Source organism: Nostoc cf. commune SO-36, assembly GCF_023734775.1.
Taxonomy (GTDB): Bacteria; Cyanobacteriota; Cyanobacteriia; order Cyanobacteriales; family Nostocaceae; genus Nostoc; species Nostoc commune_A.
In genome coordinates this window covers 113,268-132,866 of the sequence record NZ_AP025733.1, presented here as the reverse complement: position 1 = coordinate 132,866, position 19,599 = coordinate 113,268, and the positions used below count along the sequence as shown (strand labels likewise).

The 19,599-nt window shown below is 43.1% G+C and carries 15 protein-coding genes; 11 read left to right on the top strand and 4 right to left on the bottom strand.

What is annotated here, in order from left to right; genetic code table 11:
* Nucleotides 1-38: 38 nt before the first annotated feature.
* The 5 genes from ANSO36C_RS31290 to ANSO36C_RS31270 all read left to right on the top strand — a co-directional run bounded on the left by ANSO36C_RS31290 (nt 39) and on the right by ANSO36C_RS31270 (nt 4,390).
* The gene (locus tag ANSO36C_RS31290) at nt 39-260 is read left to right on the top strand and encodes a hypothetical protein (protein WP_251960743.1); all 222 of its coding nucleotides are present in this window, start codon (nt 39-41) and stop codon (nt 258-260) included.
* On the top strand, nt 253-711 hold the full coding sequence (locus tag ANSO36C_RS31285; protein WP_251960742.1) for a DUF1392 domain-containing protein: 459 nt from the start codon (nt 253-255) through the stop codon (nt 709-711). Before ANSO36C_RS31290 ends, ANSO36C_RS31285 begins: the two co-directional genes overlap by 8 nt.
* Before the next feature lie 43 nt (nt 712-754).
* Complete coding sequence (locus ANSO36C_RS31280; protein WP_251960741.1) at nt 755-1,336, top strand: hypothetical protein; 582 nt, start codon at nt 755-757, stop codon at nt 1,334-1,336.
* Nucleotides 1,326-1,553 carry an alpha-ketoglutarate-dependent dioxygenase AlkB gene (locus tag ANSO36C_RS31275; RefSeq protein ID WP_251960740.1) on the top strand — a complete coding sequence of 76 codons (228 nt, stop codon included), beginning with the start codon at nt 1,326-1,328 and terminating at the stop codon, nt 1,551-1,553. Before ANSO36C_RS31280 ends, ANSO36C_RS31275 begins: the two co-directional genes overlap by 11 nt.
* A 227-nt stretch (nt 1,554-1,780) precedes the next feature.
* The gene (locus ANSO36C_RS31270) at nt 1,781-4,390 is read left to right on the top strand and encodes a plasmid replication protein, CyRepA1 family (protein ID WP_251960739.1); all 2,610 of its coding nucleotides are present in this window, start codon (nt 1,781-1,783) and stop codon (nt 4,388-4,390) included.
* On the opposite strand, the gene ANSO36C_RS31265 is transcribed toward ANSO36C_RS31270, so the two are convergent.
* Nucleotides 4,298-6,139, bottom strand: a complete 1,842-nt coding sequence (locus ANSO36C_RS31265) for a lipoxygenase family protein (RefSeq protein WP_251960738.1) — start codon at nt 6,137-6,139, stop codon at nt 4,298-4,300. The two genes, ANSO36C_RS31270 and ANSO36C_RS31265, sit on opposite strands and share 93 nt — an antisense overlap.
* A 405-nt stretch (nt 6,140-6,544) precedes the next feature.
* Between ANSO36C_RS31265 and ANSO36C_RS31260 the strand changes: the two genes are divergently transcribed.
* Both ANSO36C_RS31260 and ANSO36C_RS31255 read left to right on the top strand, forming a co-directional pair.
* Nucleotides 6,545-6,772 carry a hypothetical protein gene (locus ANSO36C_RS31260; protein ID WP_251960737.1) on the top strand — a complete coding sequence of 76 codons (228 nt, stop codon included), beginning with the start codon at nt 6,545-6,547 and terminating at the stop codon, nt 6,770-6,772.
* A 219-nt stretch (nt 6,773-6,991) separates the two neighbouring features.
* On the top strand, nt 6,992-7,402 hold the full coding sequence (locus ANSO36C_RS31255) for a hypothetical protein (protein ID WP_251960736.1): 411 nt from the start codon (nt 6,992-6,994) through the stop codon (nt 7,400-7,402).
* 129 nt (nt 7,403-7,531) lie between these two features.
* Here ANSO36C_RS31255 and ANSO36C_RS31250 read toward each other — a convergent pair whose 3' ends face one another.
* On the bottom strand, nt 7,532-8,311 hold the full coding sequence (locus tag ANSO36C_RS31250) for a hypothetical protein (protein WP_251960735.1): 780 nt from the start codon (nt 8,309-8,311) through the stop codon (nt 7,532-7,534).
* A gap of 70 nt (nt 8,312-8,381) precedes the next feature.
* On the opposite strand from ANSO36C_RS31250, the gene ANSO36C_RS31245 reads away from it, so the two are divergent.
* The 3 genes from ANSO36C_RS31245 to ANSO36C_RS31235 all read left to right on the top strand — a co-directional run bounded on the left by ANSO36C_RS31245 (nt 8,382) and on the right by ANSO36C_RS31235 (nt 13,571).
* Complete coding sequence (locus ANSO36C_RS31245) at nt 8,382-8,531, top strand: hypothetical protein (protein WP_251960734.1); 150 nt, start codon at nt 8,382-8,384, stop codon at nt 8,529-8,531.
* Nucleotides 8,532-8,731: 200 nt separating this feature from the next.
* Complete coding sequence (locus ANSO36C_RS31240) at nt 8,732-9,217, top strand: hypothetical protein (protein ID WP_251960733.1); 486 nt, start codon at nt 8,732-8,734, stop codon at nt 9,215-9,217.
* A 106-nt stretch (nt 9,218-9,323) separates the two neighbouring features.
* On the top strand, nt 9,324-13,571 hold the full coding sequence (locus ANSO36C_RS31235; RefSeq protein WP_251960732.1) for a strawberry notch-like NTP hydrolase domain-containing protein: 4,248 nt from the start codon (nt 9,324-9,326) through the stop codon (nt 13,569-13,571).
* Between the two features lie 63 nt (nt 13,572-13,634).
* Here the strand turns inward: ANSO36C_RS31235 and ANSO36C_RS31230 are convergent, their stop codons facing one another.
* Entirely contained in the window at nt 13,635-18,422 is a 4,788-nt protein-coding gene (locus tag ANSO36C_RS31230) for a hypothetical protein (RefSeq protein ID WP_251960731.1), read from the bottom strand.
* Nucleotides 18,423-18,468: 46 nt separating this feature from the next.
* Here ANSO36C_RS31230 and ANSO36C_RS31225 point away from each other — a divergent pair, with 46 nt between their 5' ends.
* Nucleotides 18,469-18,999 (top strand): hypothetical protein, encoded by a 531-nt coding sequence (locus ANSO36C_RS31225; protein ID WP_251960730.1) that lies wholly within the window; start codon nt 18,469-18,471, stop codon nt 18,997-18,999.
* A 79-nt stretch (nt 19,000-19,078) separates the two neighbouring features.
* Here ANSO36C_RS31225 and ANSO36C_RS31220 read toward each other — a convergent pair whose 3' ends face one another.
* Nucleotides 19,079-19,438, bottom strand: a complete 360-nt coding sequence (locus ANSO36C_RS31220) for a hypothetical protein (RefSeq protein ID WP_251960729.1) — start codon at nt 19,436-19,438, stop codon at nt 19,079-19,081.
* Between the last annotated feature and the right edge of the window lie 161 nt (nt 19,439-19,599).

Sequence of the window (19,599 nt, the reverse complement as noted above, 5' to 3'; positions counted from 1 at the left end):
GACTTCTGAATCCTCAATTAATTAGATAGGAATTAACCATGAGAGTCATCGTTACAGTGGTTGAAAAAATCACCAGCGAAGCGCACATCAATATCCCTGACGGGCTGAATCAATCCGCAATCAAACAGCACATCGTAGATTGCTACAACACTGGAGAAATGCAGACTGAGATGAACATTTTTCAAGTGGACTTTGAATCTATTAGCGCTCGGATTGTTAAAGAACAATCTTCAATACTGTTGGGAGAAAACCATGATTGACCACATTAACGCACTTCAAACAAGCTGGTATCTCTCCCCACCTTGGGGACAAACAATCCCATCTGTTGCAGTTAATTTACTGGAGAGAGTTTTCTTACGAACCACGAGAACGTTCGGCTACTGTTGCGGTATGCAATGGAAACACGAATGTTGGATTTATTCAATTGATTGCGGAAAAGAAATCCTCCATGCCACACAAAACCAAATCATTGGGACTGGAGAGTTAGAAATCATCACTGTGCAAAAACCTGCTTTTGTTCTGGGTGAAAGAGTGATCCTCTGTTCTCACGACAAGGGAACAAAGCAACGGCTGATTTTAGGGATTGCGCTGGTGCATAATTCTTGGTTTTACCTTGTTGAATTGATGTCGCCAACGTTAATTAAGACACCGACTATATCGAATCGTTTCTCACTGGTTGGTGAAAAAAGTTTGCTGCGGGTAAATGTTTAATTCTCTCTAATCACACAACAAAAATTATCACCCAATTAAAGTTATGTCACAAATTGAAATCGCCGAAATTATCGAACAAATATCTCAAGAGATTGAAGTAGACTCCAATGGTCATGGTAAAGCCAGTATCAAAGCCACTGCACGACTAGCTGGAGTTGATGACGAATCTATCAGGAAAGCTTTAAAATCAAGCGCCGACCTAGTACCTTCAAAACTAGCTAAAGAGCTTATGCTGCAAGGGTTTAAAGCAATCGACCTGAACGAATGGAGAACTAATGGTATCCCAGATGTTGCGATCGCAATCATCCTAGAGTACTACGCTTACGAAGCTGGGCGATACTGCACTAAGCAAGCCAGATTGGTATGCCGTTCATTCAACACCATCGGCATTCGGGCATGGATTCAGGACAAATTGGGCTGGACTAAACCCGCCAATCCTTCCGAAACAGCAATGACACAAATACAGTTACTCGCTGCTCTAGCACAACAGATGGCACAGCAAGAACAATATTTACTGGAGCAACAACAGCAACAAACTCAAATCTTGGCGAGACTCAAAGCTGTTGAGCAGTGGACAGGACAGCATCGGCTGGCACACAGACAACGAAGCATCAATGGGATCTAACCCTGCCATCGCATCAGTCAGCCTGGGGTCATGCCGCAAGTTTCAAATCAAACCGAGAAATGGCAAACCTACTGACTTCTGGCTCGAACACGGGAGTTTACTTGTGATGCATCCTGGCTGTCAGTCTACTCATCTGCATCAGGTTCCCAAAACCAACAAAGTTGTTAGCACACGTATTAATCTTACCTTCCGACCGCACACCGGGGAAAGGAGATGATTCTGGCTTGGGCCAGATCATGTAGAATGACAGCTTATTAGTTTGTTTGTACTATTTAGTCCGCTCAAAAAGCAGTCAACAGGACGAAAAAACAACTACCAATACAAGTCCTGTTGATTGCTGAACTGAAAACGACGGTTTTTTAACCCGTAGCTGCGTAACTAACAGCAAAGGCGGTATAGCTCAATACCCCAAGCTTTGCTTTGCTTAAAAATATTGGAGGGGATATGAATTTCCAAACTGATTCTCTTGCAACACATTTACAGGAATGGCTCAACAGTGGAGTTGACGAAGAAATCTTTTACTTGAATGTGCAATCGCTGTCTGGGACTTTGCCCTACGAATATCTGCTTTACAGTCCTAAAATCTCCCGCCGCAACGATGGACGATTGCGCGATCGCGATTTGAAAAAGTACCAGCACATTGAACTCGGCGGCTGGTGGTGCAGTGGCGTTGACCCCCTCAACAACTACGTCTCAATGATGTGGGGCTGTTTCAAACCCGACCACCCTAGACGCGACCGCCAGAAGATCCACAAGTTCATCAAATACGAACACCCATACAGAGAAGAGACGCGCGCCTTCTTCCTTTTAGTCCCGAATCGCATTTGGGTAAAAGTCTCAAATCGCTCTGGTATCCCCATCACAGAATCTGACTTGCAACACCCTGGCGGTTTCTGGTATTGGGTTTGGAAGAATAATGTCCCTGTCACAATTGTCGAAGGGGTCAAAAAAGCGGGGGCGTTACTAACTGCCGGTTATGCTGCGATCGCTATCCCCGGTGTTAACGCAGGATACCGCACACCCCATGATGAGTACGGTAACGCTATTGGTAAGCCCTCTCTGATTCCCGACTTGAAACATTTTGCAACACAAGGGAGACAGGTTAACATTTGCTTCGACCAGGACAACAAACCTGAAACTGTACAACGGGTCAGAACCGCTATCAGTCGTATGGGACGGTTGCTGGTAAATGAGGGCTGTTCGCTGCGAGTGATTGATTTACCGCTAGGGGCAGAGAAAGGGGTTGATGATTTTATCGTCGCCAAGGGTCAACCGGCATTTGATGCACTCTACAACACTGCCGTTGCACTGGAGTTGTGGGAGATTAAGCTGTTTACTCTACTGACTTACCCGCCAGCGATGTCTGCGACGGGCTACGCCTACGCACTCAATCAAAGATTCTTGGGCCAGCTTCTCGTACCCCAAGGTGAAAAACTGATTATCCTCAAGGCTCCCAAAGGTACTGGTAAAACCGAATGGCTTGCAACGGAGGTGGCGAAAGCACACGACCAAGAGAGACGGGTATTAATTATCACCCATCGCATCCAATTAGGGGAGGCACTGTGTAATCGCTTTGGTGTTAACTATGTTACCGAAGTCCGCACAAATGAAACAGGCACATTGTTGGGATATGGGGTGTGTGTTGATTCACTACATCAAGAAAGTCAGGCGCGATTCAACCCCAATGACTGGGCGAATGATGTCATAATTATTGACGAGTGCGACCAAGTATTCTGGCATTTGCTCAACTCTGGTACGGAAGTGCAAAAACGTCGGGTGTCCGTTCTAAAAAACCTCAAACAACTGGTACAGAATGTTTTGTGCAGCAGTCAGGGAAAAATTTATCTGTCTAGTGCCGATGTTTCTGACACAGATGTGAAGTATGTTTTATCACTCGCTGGTGAATATCGAGTTAATCCCTTCGTTATCGTCAACAATTATCGGCACGTAGCCGGAAACTGTTACAACTACTCTGGCAGTAACCCGAAGAATCTTATCGCAGCACTGGACAAAGCCATTGCTAAAATTGGACATCATCTATTGTGCTGTTCTGCTCAAAAGGCTAAGTCTAAGTGGGGAACCCAAGCACTTGAAGAGCGTTTTCGTCGCAAATACCCAGAATTACGAATCCTGCGAATAGACAGCGAATCTGTTGCTGACCCCTCTCATGCGGCGTTTGGCTGTATCGCTCACTTGAACGAGATTCTGACTCAGTATGATTTGGTTATCGCTTCCCCAAGTCTTGAAACTGGAGTCAGCATCGACATTCGAGGGCATTTTGATGGTGTTTGGGGGATTTTCCAGGGAGTGCAGCCGGTTAACTCCGTGCGGCAAATGTTGGCACGGGTTAGGGAAACAGTTGACCGCCACATTTGGGTGAGAGAATGGGGGATGTCGGTTGTGGGCAATGGCTCCACATCCATCGGAGGATTGTTGAGGAGCCAACACGTTGCAACACAAGCGAACATTGTGCTGTTGTCGGCGGCGGACAATGACGATTACAGCTATGTTGACCAGAATTTTCAGCCCGAATCCCTACAGACATGGGGGAAACGTGGCTCTGTGATTAACGTGGAGATGCGGCGCTATAGAGAATCTGTGCTTGCGGGTTTGGTCGAAGATGGTTACACCATTATTGATGCCTCGGATGTTGATGATGATGAAAGTGAGGCTGTAATCGAGTCGGTTAAAGCGGCATCTGTTGAATTGTACGCTGCGGAATGTCAGGCGATCGCTTCTTCTGATGAACTCTCTGGCGTTGAACTCAAGAAGTTGCAAGACAAACGGGCGAAAACAAAAACCGAACGACATCAGCAGCGCAAGGCGGAATTGTCCCGTCGCTACGAAGTTGATGTTACGCCTGAGCTTGTCGAGAAAGATGACGACGGCTGGTATCCTCAACTGCGGATGCACTACTATTTGACGCTGGGGTGGGAGTTTCTGACAAAACATGATGCCAAGTTAACCACTTGTACTGTTAGCCATCCGAGAGGGCAGAAAAGCCGAGTAACATTCAATTCGACGTTTATTGCGTTGTTCGATAACTGTTTCTAAACCTTGGAGACGGTCTTGCAAGCCTTTAAGAACATTAATAGCTCGCCAATCTTGAAAATTATTAACGCCAAAATCTGTAAATGCTTTGGGATCTTGCTTAGTACCAACTGATGCCATGAGGTTGGTCTGAGCAAAAGTTGTCTGAACACCAGGGAGGAAACTAGTTAAGTTCTCTTCCCGTATGATTCCTTTACTTGTGGGAATAGGCTGATAAATTGCTCCAGGCATATTAGGAATAAAAGCCATGTATTGGTATTGAATCCAACCAATAGCTGAGTGCTGTGGCCCGGCAGTAAAAATTATTTGTGTTAGTAAATCAATCAACTGATCGCGCTTGGTTAAATAGCGTGGCAGAGAAACAACACCAAAACCTTGTTCACTAATGGGCTTTTGTAAAGCTTTTATCCAATTTTGCAGTTCAAAATCTTCCCGCACATCTCGGTTAGATTTATAATAAATTCCCACATATTGACTAACATATTCTTCTAAAGCTTTCCAAACTAGCAATCCGTCATCACGATAGGGAAAATCTCGTAATACAGAACGCTCATCCACACCACGCTGGCGTAGATTCGTTGGCAGTGCAAAGTCACTAAAGTTGTGAAAAACTTGGCTTACACCTTGATTGGCCAGTTTCAGTGAGCTTTCCAGCGTACCTCCCCAAATGATATCCACAAATCCCCCAGGATTAATCAGTACTTGATCTGCCAAAGCATTGATTGCCATTGTGAACTCAAAATGGGGTTTTAGTAGCACATTCACAGGATGCCGAGCGGCTAGTTCACGAACAGTAGCCAAAGCAATTGGTTCTAAAACAAGATGGGTCTGCCCTAAGTGACGTACTAACTCATGCACATAAAAATCAGCCATCTGAGCGATCAGTTTCGCCAAAGTCCAGTCCACTCCATCCATCGGTGTCAAAAGCAGACTTATTCCAGGCACTTGTCCTAGTTGGATGGCGATAGGGATTAAACGCGAATCCCTACGGTTGCCATCAGCATAATAGAGTGCGATTGGGGCGGTGAGAAATCGATTTTCTTTTGGGGTAACAGTGTCACTATCAAGTAACGCATAATCGGCAACAAAGAGATTGCCATTTTGAATGGCACTTTTAAGAGTTTCCCTAACGTACCCTCTTCTTTCTCCCCTTCTGAGCACAGTTTGAAAAATCTCATCCGTTACTGAGAGTTTTTGAGTCAGGCTATAATTCAGTGCCAAGACGTTGGTTAATTCCATTGGATTGGGGCCAGATTGCCTCTGTTGCGTGAATTTGGCATCACTTCGGAATATCTTGGCAATATCTGGTAAAGGCAATACTGGAAAAACCGCAGCATAGTCTTCCAGTCTGAGAAATGACTGTGGATTCTTGAAAAATGCTTGTTGATTTGCTGCTATTTTTTCTGATAAACTTGCACGATTCTTGTTATATCCTTCAGAAAAAACCTCTTGAGCAGGTAAAGTTGCCACACGAACAGCAGTCGGTAGCCGCAATGCGATCTGATATTGTTGACGTGTTTGTTCTAACTGCTGTTGACGCTCTTGCTGAGTCGTCAGTTGATCATACTGCGGTAAAGTCGGGATCTGCCCATTACCAGGAGGGCTTGGCTTTGAAGGTTGAGTATCGCTTCGGATTAAGTTTTCCAAACCAGGGGTACAGGCTAAACCTAACAGCGCGAGCATAGTACGGCGCGATATGACGTATTGCTCTATTAATTGTTGGTGTCTTTGCTGTCGAGTCGGTAAGCGCATTACATTATCCTCCTCAAAAACTCTACTTTTCACCTACAAAAATCATACGATGTCTATTTATGTTTGTGTAAAATACGATACTTATCTTTAAACTATTACAAATCGAAAAAACTCTAACTATTACAGTTTAAGTCACTTGTAAATATTAGTCTTTTGTCCTTCCATTCGGGAGCGCGGTCGAGTTCGACCTCCCACCCCCAGTCATCGTTAAAATCGGAGTCATTGAGGATACTTACCCTCAAAAATTTGCTCAACTGGTGACAGATGCGCCCCAGTGGACGGAGTGGATGGTGTGATGTTGGGACTCTTGGGAGCGGGAGCAATTGAGTAATTAATTTAGCGCTTACGAATGTATTCGCTTTTGTGTTACAGTGCCAAGTAGTAACTATAAAGATTTTTTTTCAAATGGCATTGCAACCTAAAACTTTTAGAACCTCTGATGATATCATCAAGGCTTTAAAAGATAAGGCAACCGAGTTAGATATATCTGAATCAGACATAATTAATAAAGCCCTGAGATGTTTTCTTGGTTTGGGTATTGATAAGGAATGCGATACTTCCCAAACCGAATTAAACATTCTGAAAAATAGAATTGAGGGATTAATCAGACTAAATAATCTGAAAGAGTCTTAATTATTAAAACTGAACGCCAAAAATTCCAGATAAGAAAATTTGATTAACGAATTATACTAAATAATATTAATAATCAAAAAGTAAGTGGAAACTATAGGACTCATATTTGATTTTTGAAAAAACTCCGTACACTCAAAAAGTCTTTTTTCCTACTCCCCACTCCCTACTCCCCACTCCCAGCCTACGCAAATAATTTCAGTAATCAAACCGGATTCCTATATGACCGACACAAACAACAGTAACGATGAGATGAGAGCGCTACTAGCAGAACTTACCCGTAGTCAATTGCAAACACAAGAACAGATGCGACAAACGCAGCAAGAAATACGAGCTACCCAGGAAGCGGTAAGAGAAACAAACGCTACTGTGCAGGAATTAACTAGTGATATAAATCGTGTTTTAGCTCGGAGTGCTGTGTTTGATGATGTGGTTTTACAACTACAAGAAAATCAGCAACTCATGCAAGCTAATTTCAACGAATTTCAGCGTAGTTTTGCAGAACATCAACGTACTTTGTCAGAACATAGACGTGATTTTATAGGGCATCAACGCACTACTAACGCAGCTTTAAACAGCTTAGAAGCGATCAATTTAAGGTTGATTGAAATAATTGGGAGAGGACAGAATTAATAACCCACATTCTGCACCGATAACTATCACAGAATTACTTATACAAAAAATAAAGGATTGCTCATATTTTCGCCAAAAGCAAGAATACCGAGATCGCAATGTAGCCCATTCTTACTTCTAAAGTATTCTTCAATCTTCCTCACCTTCATCCTCTTCATCTTCCTCTTCATAATCTGCGTAATCTGCATAGTCTTTCCCGTGTTGTTCGTACCACAAACGTTCTTCTTCTTGAGCCGCTTCCCTCTGTATTCTTTTCCGCTCTGCCATCTCTGCTTCTAGGATTTCTTGCTCTAACTTTTCCTTTTCAAACTTTTCTCTCTCCAGCCTTTCTCGTTCTTGGGTTTCTTGATCTACCCTTTCTTTCTCAATTCTGATTAATCGCTGCTCGATTCGCCAACAGTAGAAATCTAAAGCTTTGCCCGTTGCGGCTCCAGTAACTGTACCACCGACTAGAAAAATGAGTCCAGTTTTCCAGCCTCGGATAGGGCCACCACTCCACTCCAAACTTTTTTGATTCAGCCACACCAGCAAAGAATAGACAAAAATTCCAACTACTGTGTTGATAAGAGCGAAAATCCTGGGTGTGATCTCAGTCTGTCGCAGTACCAGCCACTGTCCTAGCCAGAGTATTGCACCAAAAATCACCGCAGCGATCGCACTCATAACCAAATGATCTGGATATCTAAATGGATCTAGCGTCATATTAATGATCAGTGGCACAAATATCAGCGCACAGAGCAAAAACCCGATTAATAAGCCAGCAACACTTATCAAACTCCAGTAGCGACCGAGATAACCCAGGCGGAATTCCAATATCCACTCCTGCACTGGAAGCATTGTGATATAAAATGCCATTGCTGCACTAACGTAATCGAGCATTGGCTCAAGTTGTACCCGTGTGTTTAGCATATTTTACACAAGTTTCTGGGCAATCGCTTTGCGAGAAAGAGAGTGAAAGTTATTGAACTAATAGATCCAAATGAATCCGAAACAATTGGAAGACTCCATTTTTGAAGCTGTTTCTGACACGATTCAAAGAGTTTGGACAATTGAAGAAAAAGAGTTGATTGCGAATAATTCCGAACTGCAAAGTCACTTAGAAGAATGGCTAAATAAAACATTTAAGTGATACTTCTTGGCATGAAGCTAATTACAAAATAGTCCGAGACTTAAGTAGCCCTTCAAACCTTAGTCTCTCGATGAATTTCTTTGAGGATGAAGAAATTCATATTCCTTTTTAAAACTTCTTGTATGCGTCTGTTACTTGATTACGAGACTGTTAGCGCTTCGCGTGACCTTTGTGAACATTAAAGATTTTGGAGAAATACAATGGATATTCAATCTCTGCTTACCCAAGCTATTGAAGTTATTGTGATGAGCTTTGTTGCTCTGATGATTTTCGATTTTATTGACAGACTTTATGTTGTGCCATTACCATCTATTGCAATTGCACAATTCAATTCCGGTTCTGAATCCGCAATAACAGCAACTCAATTTGAGCCACTATCTAACACTGAACAAGTAGAAGTCGAACCTCAACAAATTCCCTTCGTTACATCAGAGTTTGAGGAAATTTCTGATCCCTGGACATTAGAATTAGAGTCTCACAACAGTTCTACCGAAACTCAGCCAGTTGTACTCCCATTCCCCTCATTAAGACTGCTACCACCAGCCGCAAAAGTACAACCGAAATCTAAGGCTAAAACCGCCAAGCCCAAGTCTACCAAAACTACCAAAACTATTGGCACTACTGCAAAGGCTACATCTACCAAAGCTCCACGAAAACCCGCAAGACCACGCAAGCAGTCGGCTTAATTAAACGAGCGATCGCTATTCTGAAAACGCGATCACTGTACGAATCTGACTGTGCAGTATCGGCTACGCCAAGTTTTTGTGAAATCAATACTCCATATATACAGTCATGGTTAATGCAATCCAAGGCTCACTGTTTGATGTGCAAACAGTTTTAGACTACGGGCAATCCATTGTCAGCGCCGGACATGAACTTGCCAAATTATTGATTAAGAATCAACCTTTGGCAAACAGAGCAATCCAATCGCAGATGAATCGTTATTTTAACGGAACTGCGGCATCAGGGGCGTGGCAGTGGAAAGATGCTTACGAAGCTGTTGAGGTTGCATTAATTCTCTATCTGCGGCAACAAGGATTATCTGATAATCCCTTAGAAGAAATGCGACGGCTTGAGTTACTCTGCCCCACACATACCCGCCGCAGCGAGGAGCAACTAAAACTTCAGCAGTTCTCGACTCCGCTACCCCTAGCGTACCTAGTAGCATTGGCAGGACAAATCACAAACAACGACCTGATTCTTGAACCATCTGCTGGTACTGGGATTTTAGCCCAGTTCGCCAAACTTCAAGGTGCAAGTCTTATGCTCAACGAACTAGCCGACGACAGAGCAAAGATTCTACGGCGATTGTTCCCTAGCACACCACTATTCTCTGTGAATGCCGAGCAGATTAACGATTATTTAGCTGGTAAGACTCAGCCTTCGGTTGTTTTGATGAATCCACCCTTTTCATCATCTCCCAAGATCAGCGATCGCAATCCCGACGCAACAAAGAACCACATCAACTCGGCATTGCAAAGGTTATGCAACGGTGGGCGGCTGGTAACAATCACAGCCAATTGGTTCTCTCCGGCTAACCCAAGCTGGCTAGAGACTTTCCTTAAGTGGCAAGAAAAAGCGCGAATTGTGCTTTCAGTGGGGGTCATTGGGAAAGCTTATGCCTTGCATGGGACAACGATGGAAACCCGGATTACTGTCATTGATAAAGTCCCGGCTGATAATCCCGGCGAAATTCCTTGCATTACTGAAACTTTAAATCTGCCTGAAATACTGGCACTGGTTCAGCAGTTGCCACAGCGATCTCCGTGGGAAGGCTCAGATGTCAAAGCTGCTGTGGCGAAGGCAAAAGTCGTTCAATTGCCAAAACGCTCTGTGGTAACTCAAGCAGAAACACTTTCTTCAATTCCAGATGTAGTTATTCTGGAATACGAAGTCGTTGAGTGGTCTGCTACAGAAGGACTCAAAGATACTTTATATGAAACCTATCGCCCACAACGAATCCGAATTAAAGATGCTTTACCTCATCCCTCGCTGCTTTGTGAGAGTGCAGCCCTAGCACTTGTTTCGCCACCAGCACCAACTTATAAACCGCATCTTCCCAGCAACATTATCACACAAGCCTTGTTGTCAGAGGCACAACTTGAAAGCGTGATTTACGCAGGTCAGGCGCACTGTGAATTTCTGTCTGGGTCTTATATTGTGGATGATTCTTGGGATAATGTGACTGTAGCAGCAACTAGCTCAGAAAACGCTGTTAGATTTCGGCGTGGCTGGTTTCTTGGCGATGGGACGGGTGCCGGTAAGGGTAGACAATGTGCGGGAATCATCCTCGACAACTGGTGTCAGGGGCGGCGAAAAGCAATTTGGGTATCTAAAAGTTCCGCCTTAATTGAAGATGCTCGTAGAGACTGGTGTGCTTTAGGAGGTGCTGAAAAAGACATTATCGACCTGAGCAACATCAAACTTGGCGACCTCATCCCTTTCACCCAAGGCATTCTATTCTGTACGTACTCAACTCTACGTTCTCAAAAGAATGGTAAAAGTCGGCTTAAGCAAATTGTTGAGTGGGCTGGCATTGATTTTGAGGGAGCGATCGCCTTTGACGAATGCCACGCAATGGGTAACGCAATGGCACAAGAAGGTAAACTCGGTATGGTTGCAGCATCCCAGCAAGGCATTGTTGGGCTGAGGTTGCAAAACGCATTACCGCAGGCACGGGTTATCTACGTATCAGCAACTGGAGCGACAAAGGTATCCAACCTCTCCTACGCAAATCGTCTGGGACTTTGGCAGACTGGAGATTTCCCGTTTACCTCCCGTGAGGATTTTGTGGAATCCATAGAGGGCGGTGGTATCGCCGCGATGGAAGTCGTTGCTCGGGATTTGAAGGCGCTAGGTCTGTATCTTTCGCGGAGTCTCAGTTTTGAAGGTGTTGAATATCACACATTGGAAATTGATTTAACTCCTACCCAAGAAAGAATCTATAACAGTTACTCAGAAGCTTTTCAAATTATCCACAATAACTTATACAAGGCGTTAGAAGCGTGTAATATCTCCGGCGCGAAAACATACAACCGTATGGCTAAAATGTCCGCCATGTCACAGTTTGAATCCCACAAACAACGATTTTTTAACCATTTGCTGACCGGGATGAAATGCCCAAAATTGATTCAAGCCATTGAGCAGGATCTAGCCCTTGGTCATGCTGTTGTAATCCAAATAGTTTCGACTAATGAGGAATTACTCAAGCGCCGACTCTATGGGATTCCGGTAGATGAGTGGAAGGACTTAAACCTTGATTTAACTCCACGGGAATATGTCATGGATTATTTGATGAGCGCTTTTCCGATTCATCTCCATGAGATACATTCCTCCTCAGATGGTGAAGAACGCTCCGAACCAGCCTTTGATGCTGATGGTTCGCCCATCATCTCACAAGAAGCTGTGGCTTTGCGTTCGGCGCTAGTTGACCGATTAGCAAGCCTTGACCCAATCCCTGGAGCATTAGAACAATTGCTGTGGCATTTTGGTCACAAGCAAGTGGCTGAAGTCACAGGTCGTAGCAAGCGAGTTTTGAAAGATGATTCAGGGCGTTTGTTCGTTGATTCACGGGGTAGTGGGGCGAATATTGCGGAAACTAACGCTTTTATGCAGGGTGACAAACAAATCCTCATCTTCAGTGACGCTGGCGGCACAGGCAGAAGTTACCATGCAGATTTGAACGCCGTCAACCGGAAACGGCGATCGCACTACTTACTTGAAGCTGGTTGGAGGGCAGATAACGCGATTCAAGGTCTGGGGCGCTCACACCGGACAAATCAAGCATCAGCACCCGTGTTCAGACCTGTTACCACTAACGTTATAGGTGAACGCCGCTTTATCTCAACCATTGCCCGAAGGCTGGATAGCTTGGGCGCTCTTACTCGCGGTCAACGGCAGACGGGTGGCAATGGGATATTCTCAGCACAAGACAACCTAGAGTCACAGTACGCAGAGTACGCACTGTATGAGTTATTCAAGCAGATATTCCAAGGTCGATTTTACGAAGTGCCTTTAGGAAAATTTGAGCAAATGACCGGATTATCACTGACCTCTCATGAGGGCGGAATGAAAATTGACCTCCCACCTTTGCGTCAATTCCTCAATCGGCTGCTAGCTTTGAGAATTGGGATGCAGAATATCATTTTTGAGAGGTTCGAGTTATTGTTAAGCCAACAAATCGAAGCAGCGATCGCGGCAGGTATCTTTGAGGCTGGTGTTGAAACGCTCAGGGCTGAACGGTTTACCATCGAAAGCCAGGAAGCAGTTTATACACACCCTGCAACAAATAGCACAACCAACTACTTGAAAATTGAGCGTGTTCAAAAGAACAACATTCAAACTGCTCTTGAAGCTGTGGATTCAGCTAGCAAGTACCAGGGACAGCTTTTGGTTAATGAGAAATCTGGTCAAGCCGCAGTATCTATTCCTACTCACAGTATTTTCGACTCGGAGGGTGGAGTAGTACCAAGGGTTTTGCTGGTGCGACCACAGAAGGAAACTCGTGTCCCAGTTGATAAGTTGGAGTCGTCAACCTGGAAGCAGGTTTCAACAGAGGCGTTCGTCGCGGCGTGGTCAAAAGAAGTATCCCAACTGGCTAAGTTTACTACTGATTACATTCATTTGGTAACAGGAATACTTCTACCGATTTGGAAAACTCTACCGATTCAGAATAGTCGAGTATTTCGACTGCAATTGAGTGATGGAGAGAAAGTACTCGGTCGTGTAATCAGCGCGGAGAATATTCGTGCTGTCGCTGAACAATTGGGATTAAAAAACAAGCTATTAAGTTCAGAAGAATTAGTTTCTTTGGTACTTAACGAACGTTATTCAGAACAGTTACCTGGAGGAGTAACTTTGAGAAGCTCATTGGTTGCAAATGAGCGGCGGATTGAATTGGTCAATGCTTTGTCATTGGCTGACAGGCTTGTGGCTGTTGGATGCTTTACCGAAATTATTCAGTGGAAAAAGCGAGTATTCATTCCAGCTAACTCGAAAGCACCGTCAATATTGAAAGCTGTGATTGAGATTTTAGGTTAATTGTGCAAAGCGATGTGGTTTTACCCGTCGCTTTGTTTTTTCTCTTTCTGATCGCGCCAAATGTTATCTTTGTAGTTCCACGTCTTGTCCAATAGATTTGGCTAAAATTTTATCAATTTGAGTATTAGCGTCCTCAAAAGTTTGCAATATCTGTGGAGTTAGTTTATTAGTCTGCACTTGACCCGATTGCAAATTCAAAATTACCTCGCCATTTTTCTGCGAAATAGTTAAATCCCTCTGCTGGGTACTAAAGGTTAAATCATAAATTTTTCCTAAAACTTGAGTACCATTTTCATTAGACTTACCCCAAACCATGCCAATCCTTTGAGCAATTTGAGTCAGCCGACTAATGGCTTCAAGCTCAGATGTATCTTTATTCATTACTGTCAAGGCTTGGGCTGATAATTGCTCACCAGACTTAAACCCATTTGCGACTTCCACAATCCGTTTTTTGTAATTCTCCGGCTTCCCTAACTTATCGGCGGCATTGTACCAATTTCTCAAGTCATCAATAGTAATTGTCGAGGGCTTCTCTACACCTAAAGGTTCGGTTTTCACGCTATTACTAATGTCTGCTGTAGAAGGAGTACTGGAGAGTAATGGAGTTATAGATTGGTTAGGTGGGGATTGTGCTGTTTGTTCTGGCGGTTTTAAAAATTGCGGTCGTGTGGCAAGGGAGCTAACGAGTTGCTGATATTCAGTACTTGATTCAATCACAGCCCCAAATTTCTTGGTCATACTCTCCAAAGTTTTAGGAATAATTGAACTATTAACCAAGTTAAATACTGCTAATCCCTTTTTAGTTTCTTTGAGTACATCCTCTGCTGGGACGGGAGCAAAGCCCACATTTTGGTCAGCTAACCACTTGGTGACAGTATCTACTTTGTGGTTGTCTACTACCAGTTGTGTTAAACCCAGCATTTTGTCTTCTGGGGTAGCAAAGAGGAATGTAGGACGTTCTTTAATTTTGTGTAGAATTTTAGCACTACTATCAATCATCTGCTGTTGTTGGTGGTTAACCGATTGAGTCCCAAAAACTTGAAATTCCTTTGTCCAGATAGTAGGATATTCAACAGTACTAGGGTCAATTTTGGCGCACACTAGTGAAAAATTACTTTGAATAATAGCGGGCGCGGGTGTAAGTTGTCCGCTTTTGAGTAGTCCAAGCTGTCTGAGCGCATCCTTATCTTTTTTGAAGTGCAGCACTCCCAAGGGTTCACCATTCAAAAATACGGCATCCCTAGTTTTTAAAGGTGGCGTTTCTATAGTCAGTTTTCGGTAATCTTGGTCATTAAATGTCTGACCAGAAAAATCGTAAAAGTTAATCTTATTAATTTTCAGGAGATTGCCATTGGGAGACTCACCCAGCACAAACGCAAGACTACCAGTTTCGGAGATAGAAGTGAGTTTTAATTCCAAGGGATTACCATTTTTTAGGTAATCAACTTGTTTTAACTGTTCGACAGAATCACTGTCTAACTCCCCCAAAGTTTTACTATCAATTTTGATCTTGACAGTTTTATCAGGCACCGGCACAGTACCAAATTCTAAATTTACGGGTTGGTCGTTAAAAACAAGTCCTGCGTAGGAGAAATTTTTAAGTTCGCGGATAGTTATCTCAATGGGTTCATTTCCAGGTAAACCAATAGTGGCCTTAGCAGTCGCAGGTTCCACGCCAACGAAATTAGCTTGCGCCTTTGTGCCAATGGGCAGTATTCCGGTTCTGGGTTCGAGCATGGCGAATTCCTTATATTCGCCGTCAATATCTTGTACAAACAATAGTCTGGAAACGTGGCGTTCATGTCCCGGTGGGTGGTGAGAGGCTCTGATTTCTATCGGGTGCAATTCGAGTGGGTTCCATTTTCTGCCCAAAAACTGATTTGCTTCATTATTTAATGTGACTAACTTGGGTTCGGTAAATTGCAGTTCGTTTAAGCGGGAGATAATTTCATTGGGGAAAGCAGCGAAGGCAAAATTGGAGACTTTTTTAGCGTAAGCGGACGGGTCGGTGTTTTCTTTTCTTGCAACTTCGAGTTCATCTTGGCGGGATGCAGAGATGTTCCAGGCAGCCGCAGCAGCAGCAAGTTTGTCTTCGGCTGGGATATTCGCGTAAAAAGCAAGAGCGGCACCATTTGCCAAGGCAAAGAGTAATTTAGTTTGACTCCGAGTAAGTTCTGGCTTGAATTCCAGTATCTTAGCTCCCTGCGTGGTCATCCCCGGTTTGAGATTGTGGTCATTCACTGACTGCTGGCTAATTGTCCCAAGATGACGGTATGCGGGTTTTCCATCTTTATCGATTTCTCCATTAATCTGGGCGACTGCTAGTAATTTGTGGGGGCGTTCTTTAGTTCGCCATTTCTCTGGTATTTCATCTAGGCGAATATTCAACGTCTCGGCTTTCCAGATTAAAGGATGCCCCTCACGGGTGAGATTGCTAATTTCGAGTTGCACCCCCTGTGGAGTTTGGATGATTGCTGATGGGCCTTTCTCTGTTTCACGCCGTTGGGACATCCGAACCGCAGCGTTGAATTTTTGGTCAAACTCGTACTTGGCAGCGATCGCACTGAATCTCTGCTGTGGTGTGAATTCTACTCCTTTGAATAAGTCTTTAAACTGGACGATGGGACGCGATTCTAACTGTGATTCTTGGAAATATTTATTAGTTTGGCTAATCAATAATTCTACTGGTGAGTAGCCCTTTGGTGTTATACCTGTGTTTAAATAAACTGAACGAGATTTTTTATCTTTAATATAGTTAACATCACGATATAAGTAGCGGCTGTTTTCCCTGATTTTATCCATCTCAGGTTTTTTAGCACTTTTGAATAAATCCACCGCTATTTGGTTTTGATAACATCCCTCCTCAATCATACTCCGATACATCAAGCGGTTAAGATCCATCGCTTGATGCATATTTTCTGGGGTTCTTTCAGAATGAGCAAGTTCAACAAACCCTTGCATATAAGGCTTGTATTCCTCTCGAATTAACTTTGGCTCTTTGCGCTGTTCTTGCTCAAACAGGGTTTCGTAATGGTTAGAAACTTGGTCTAGATAATTTGATTTCTGCTCAAAAGTACCGTAAGTTTTAAGTACTTCAATTTCCGATTCTAATGCCTCCAGTGCAGTAACTTGATTGTTGATTACTCCCACACTAATGCTATCGCTCATGTGAATAGCGATTTTTTCAAAAGGGGGCTGACTTCCATCGGTGGGATTGTAGAATGATTGCTTTTTGAGCTTAACTGTCGGAGCATAAGCATTCTGGGGTTGGTTTCTGTACTCGGCTTCGGCTGTTAAATTGGGATACAAGCTGGCTCGTGCCACACCAATGCAGTCACCATCAAAATCTCGTGCTTGGCGTTCTGATTCGGTTTCGGCTGGGTCGATAAAATCAACATCAATACCTTGCGCTTCTAACTGTGCAATTCTCTGCTGTATGCGCTTGTGGTCTTCATCACTAACTACAATTACGCCTTCTAAGGGTTCACCGTCTGGCCCTAGTTGATCTTCAACATATTTATTATTAGAAACACACAAACCATTAGAATTAAGAAAAGGAGAACGGAAGTTAAGAATTTTTTCTTGTTCATCAAGCCAAGGAACACAAATTTCGCCATTCTTGAGTTCCTTGGATGGAATAATCATCCCTCGGTCAAAAGTAAGTGTTTTCCCCAGAGCGATATCTCGCCATTGGCTCTGTACAAACCGACTTAATTCTTGTTTAACTTTTTCCGTTTCTAATAACTGCTGATGACCAAGTAAGTCACCTTTGATGAGCTTGTACATAAACAAGTCATCTTTAGTACTCTCGTCATCTAATTCCTCATCTGTATCTAAACCGTCATTTGCTCCTAAGTTTTTGACATCACTTTCAAGATTTGCGACTTCTCCTGTTTTTAATTTACTTTGGTTCAATGATTCTTTGCGTTTTTCGTATTTTTCACAATAGTAAGCAGCAACACTTCTAGGATCATCTTGAATAGAGGTTAATCTTTGAGCTTGTAGCTCTAATTCTTCGGCAAAATCTTTAATTCCTTGGGGGAAAGATGCTAGCAGTTGGGAAATTGACATCTGACCTTGCTGAGATTGTCCTTTTTCAGCCAACCAAATATTTTGCTGATATAATCCTGGCTTAATTTGAGGTTTAGTTGCCCCTGCTGGTCTATCCTTATCTGTTCCTTTGAAACTACTTACAGGGAGAATTATATCGATTTTGGGTTCATTATTTGAGTCTGCGTACTTTATCTCATCTAGTTTGTATGGTCGCAGTGTTCCTTTACCAAAGCGATATTTAGTAGTATCTGCTCCGTCTCCTTCTACCCAACCGAATCGATGCTGGATAACACGGTAGCTTTTATCTTGCTGTGATTCTCTTAAAGTGAGCAAGTCATAAAGTTGGGTTGAAATCTGTCCATAACAATCGCCAACTAGTTTATATGCTAAATCATTTGATAATATTCCTCCGTTTTCACCTCTATTATCAGTAGAATCATCTACTACCAGAATGTTTAGCTTTTCGTGAATCGCATTTTTACAAGCTCCAAGGAATATCGAACCATAAGCCCCACGGTCTTTACTATCTGGACAAATTTTTTGAATTGTTTCTAAGCATTCTTTTTCTCCATAAAGTAAGCGAGTTTTAGAAGATAATAATAAGATATGTCCATTTGGATGATTCCTCAAATCTTCGTCTGTACTGTATTCATCTGAGTGCCCAAATGAAAATTCTTTATCAGGAAAGTAAGATTCAAGTAGAGTATTATTGAGCTTTTCGGTTAAAATTGTTTTACGCTCATCTGTATAAATCCATTGATTAAGCCTGGGATCAAAATGTTTTAGTTCCAGTGTCATGATTTAAGAAGTTAATGAAAATTAGTTAATATTTGGGGAGGTTTATATGTCAAGAATTAAGCGTTGGATAAATATGCATAAAAAAGAATTCAATGCAGATGGAAATTTAAAAGACGAAGCCCGACAAGAAATGTTATCTAAAGGTGAAGATCCGGGAGCAATAGATAGTTATGCTCGTAGAGTAAAAGTAGGATATGACGAGTGGAAACACCTGGACGAGACTGACCCAGAGCCGTGGAGAGTTTATACAGCTTATGATTTCTTCACTGAACAAGAGAAAAGGGAATTTAACCCTGATGGTTCTCTCAAACCTGAATATTTAGAATACGCTCGAAAAATTGGGATCAGTGAAAGTGCGCTGGAAGAACAAGAACGTCGCAAGAAAATAGAAGTTGATGGTTACAACAAAGTGTCTGCTAAATACGCACAGCAGGGTATTAATTTTGGTGCATGGCAGATGAGGGGAAGGATTGAAGATAGCAGAACTTACGTTCAACGTCGGCAGCAGATGGAGCAAGACCTGCAAAACTTTGAGCCGGAAGATAGCTTGCCTTTCGACAGAGACACGGCATATTAAGCTCACCGAAGCAAAGCGAGTGATAACATAAGCTGAAAGCATTCTCAACTAAAGCTTTCAGCTTTTTAGTGAAATCCTTTTAATGAGCTTGAACAGCAGGTGGGTTAGCAGCTGCCGATGGTTTAACAGAGCGAAATGCCCCGTTAAAAAAGGCAATCATTCCTAAGATGGCGAAGGCTGTAATGATTACTCTTTGCAGTGAATTGAATGCCGAGCGTTCTTTGATTACTTCAGCCCACATTACTTGCAGTTGGTCTTGTGTTGTTTGCTTTGAAGCTAAATAATAGAGAGCTTCAATACAGGGGGATATATCTTCCCCTTGTTGAACTTTCTGATACAACAGATTTTCTAGTCGCTCTTTCTGTTGAGGAATAGTAAATGAGTCTGTTGACTTTTGAGGGTGTGTACCGTTGTTCTGGGTTGGTAATTGTAGTGTCATAGCTTTAGTTCAAAGTTGGAAAAAGGTGTAGAACAAATATTTAGAAGAAGGGAAAAGGGGAAAGGCGAATGGCACTAAGTTAAGCGCAAAGCCATGATATAGCTGGCTTTTGGGTGTGGGGTGTGGGGAATTAAGAAGATTTTGAACTCCTTGACGCAACT

Coding starts and splice junctions, on each gene's coding strand:
- ANSO36C_RS31290 (WP_251960743.1), top strand. CDS start 39: ATGAGAGTCATCGTTACAGTGGTTGAAAAAATCACCAGCGAAGCGCAC.
- ANSO36C_RS31285 (WP_251960742.1), top strand. CDS start 253: ATGATTGACCACATTAACGCACTTCAAACAAGCTGGTATCTCTCCCCA.
- ANSO36C_RS31280 (WP_251960741.1), top strand. CDS start 755: ATGTCACAAATTGAAATCGCCGAAATTATCGAACAAATATCTCAAGAG.
- ANSO36C_RS31275 (WP_251960740.1), top strand. CDS start 1,326: ATGGGATCTAACCCTGCCATCGCATCAGTCAGCCTGGGGTCATGCCGC.
- ANSO36C_RS31270 (WP_251960739.1), top strand. CDS start 1,781: ATGAATTTCCAAACTGATTCTCTTGCAACACATTTACAGGAATGGCTC.
- ANSO36C_RS31265 (WP_251960738.1), bottom strand. CDS start 6,139: ATGCGCTTACCGACTCGACAGCAAAGACACCAACAATTAATAGAGCAA.
- ANSO36C_RS31260 (WP_251960737.1), top strand. CDS start 6,545: ATGGCATTGCAACCTAAAACTTTTAGAACCTCTGATGATATCATCAAG.
- ANSO36C_RS31255 (WP_251960736.1), top strand. CDS start 6,992: ATGACCGACACAAACAACAGTAACGATGAGATGAGAGCGCTACTAGCA.
- ANSO36C_RS31250 (WP_251960735.1), bottom strand. CDS start 8,311: ATGCTAAACACACGGGTACAACTTGAGCCAATGCTCGATTACGTTAGT.
- ANSO36C_RS31245 (WP_251960734.1), top strand. CDS start 8,382: ATGAATCCGAAACAATTGGAAGACTCCATTTTTGAAGCTGTTTCTGAC.
- ANSO36C_RS31240 (WP_251960733.1), top strand. CDS start 8,732: ATGGATATTCAATCTCTGCTTACCCAAGCTATTGAAGTTATTGTGATG.
- ANSO36C_RS31235 (WP_251960732.1), top strand. CDS start 9,324: ATGGTTAATGCAATCCAAGGCTCACTGTTTGATGTGCAAACAGTTTTA.
- ANSO36C_RS31230 (WP_251960731.1), bottom strand. CDS start 18,422: ATGACACTGGAACTAAAACATTTTGATCCCAGGCTTAATCAATGGATT.
- ANSO36C_RS31225 (WP_251960730.1), top strand. CDS start 18,469: ATGTCAAGAATTAAGCGTTGGATAAATATGCATAAAAAAGAATTCAAT.
- ANSO36C_RS31220 (WP_251960729.1), bottom strand. CDS start 19,438: ATGACACTACAATTACCAACCCAGAACAACGGTACACACCCTCAAAAG.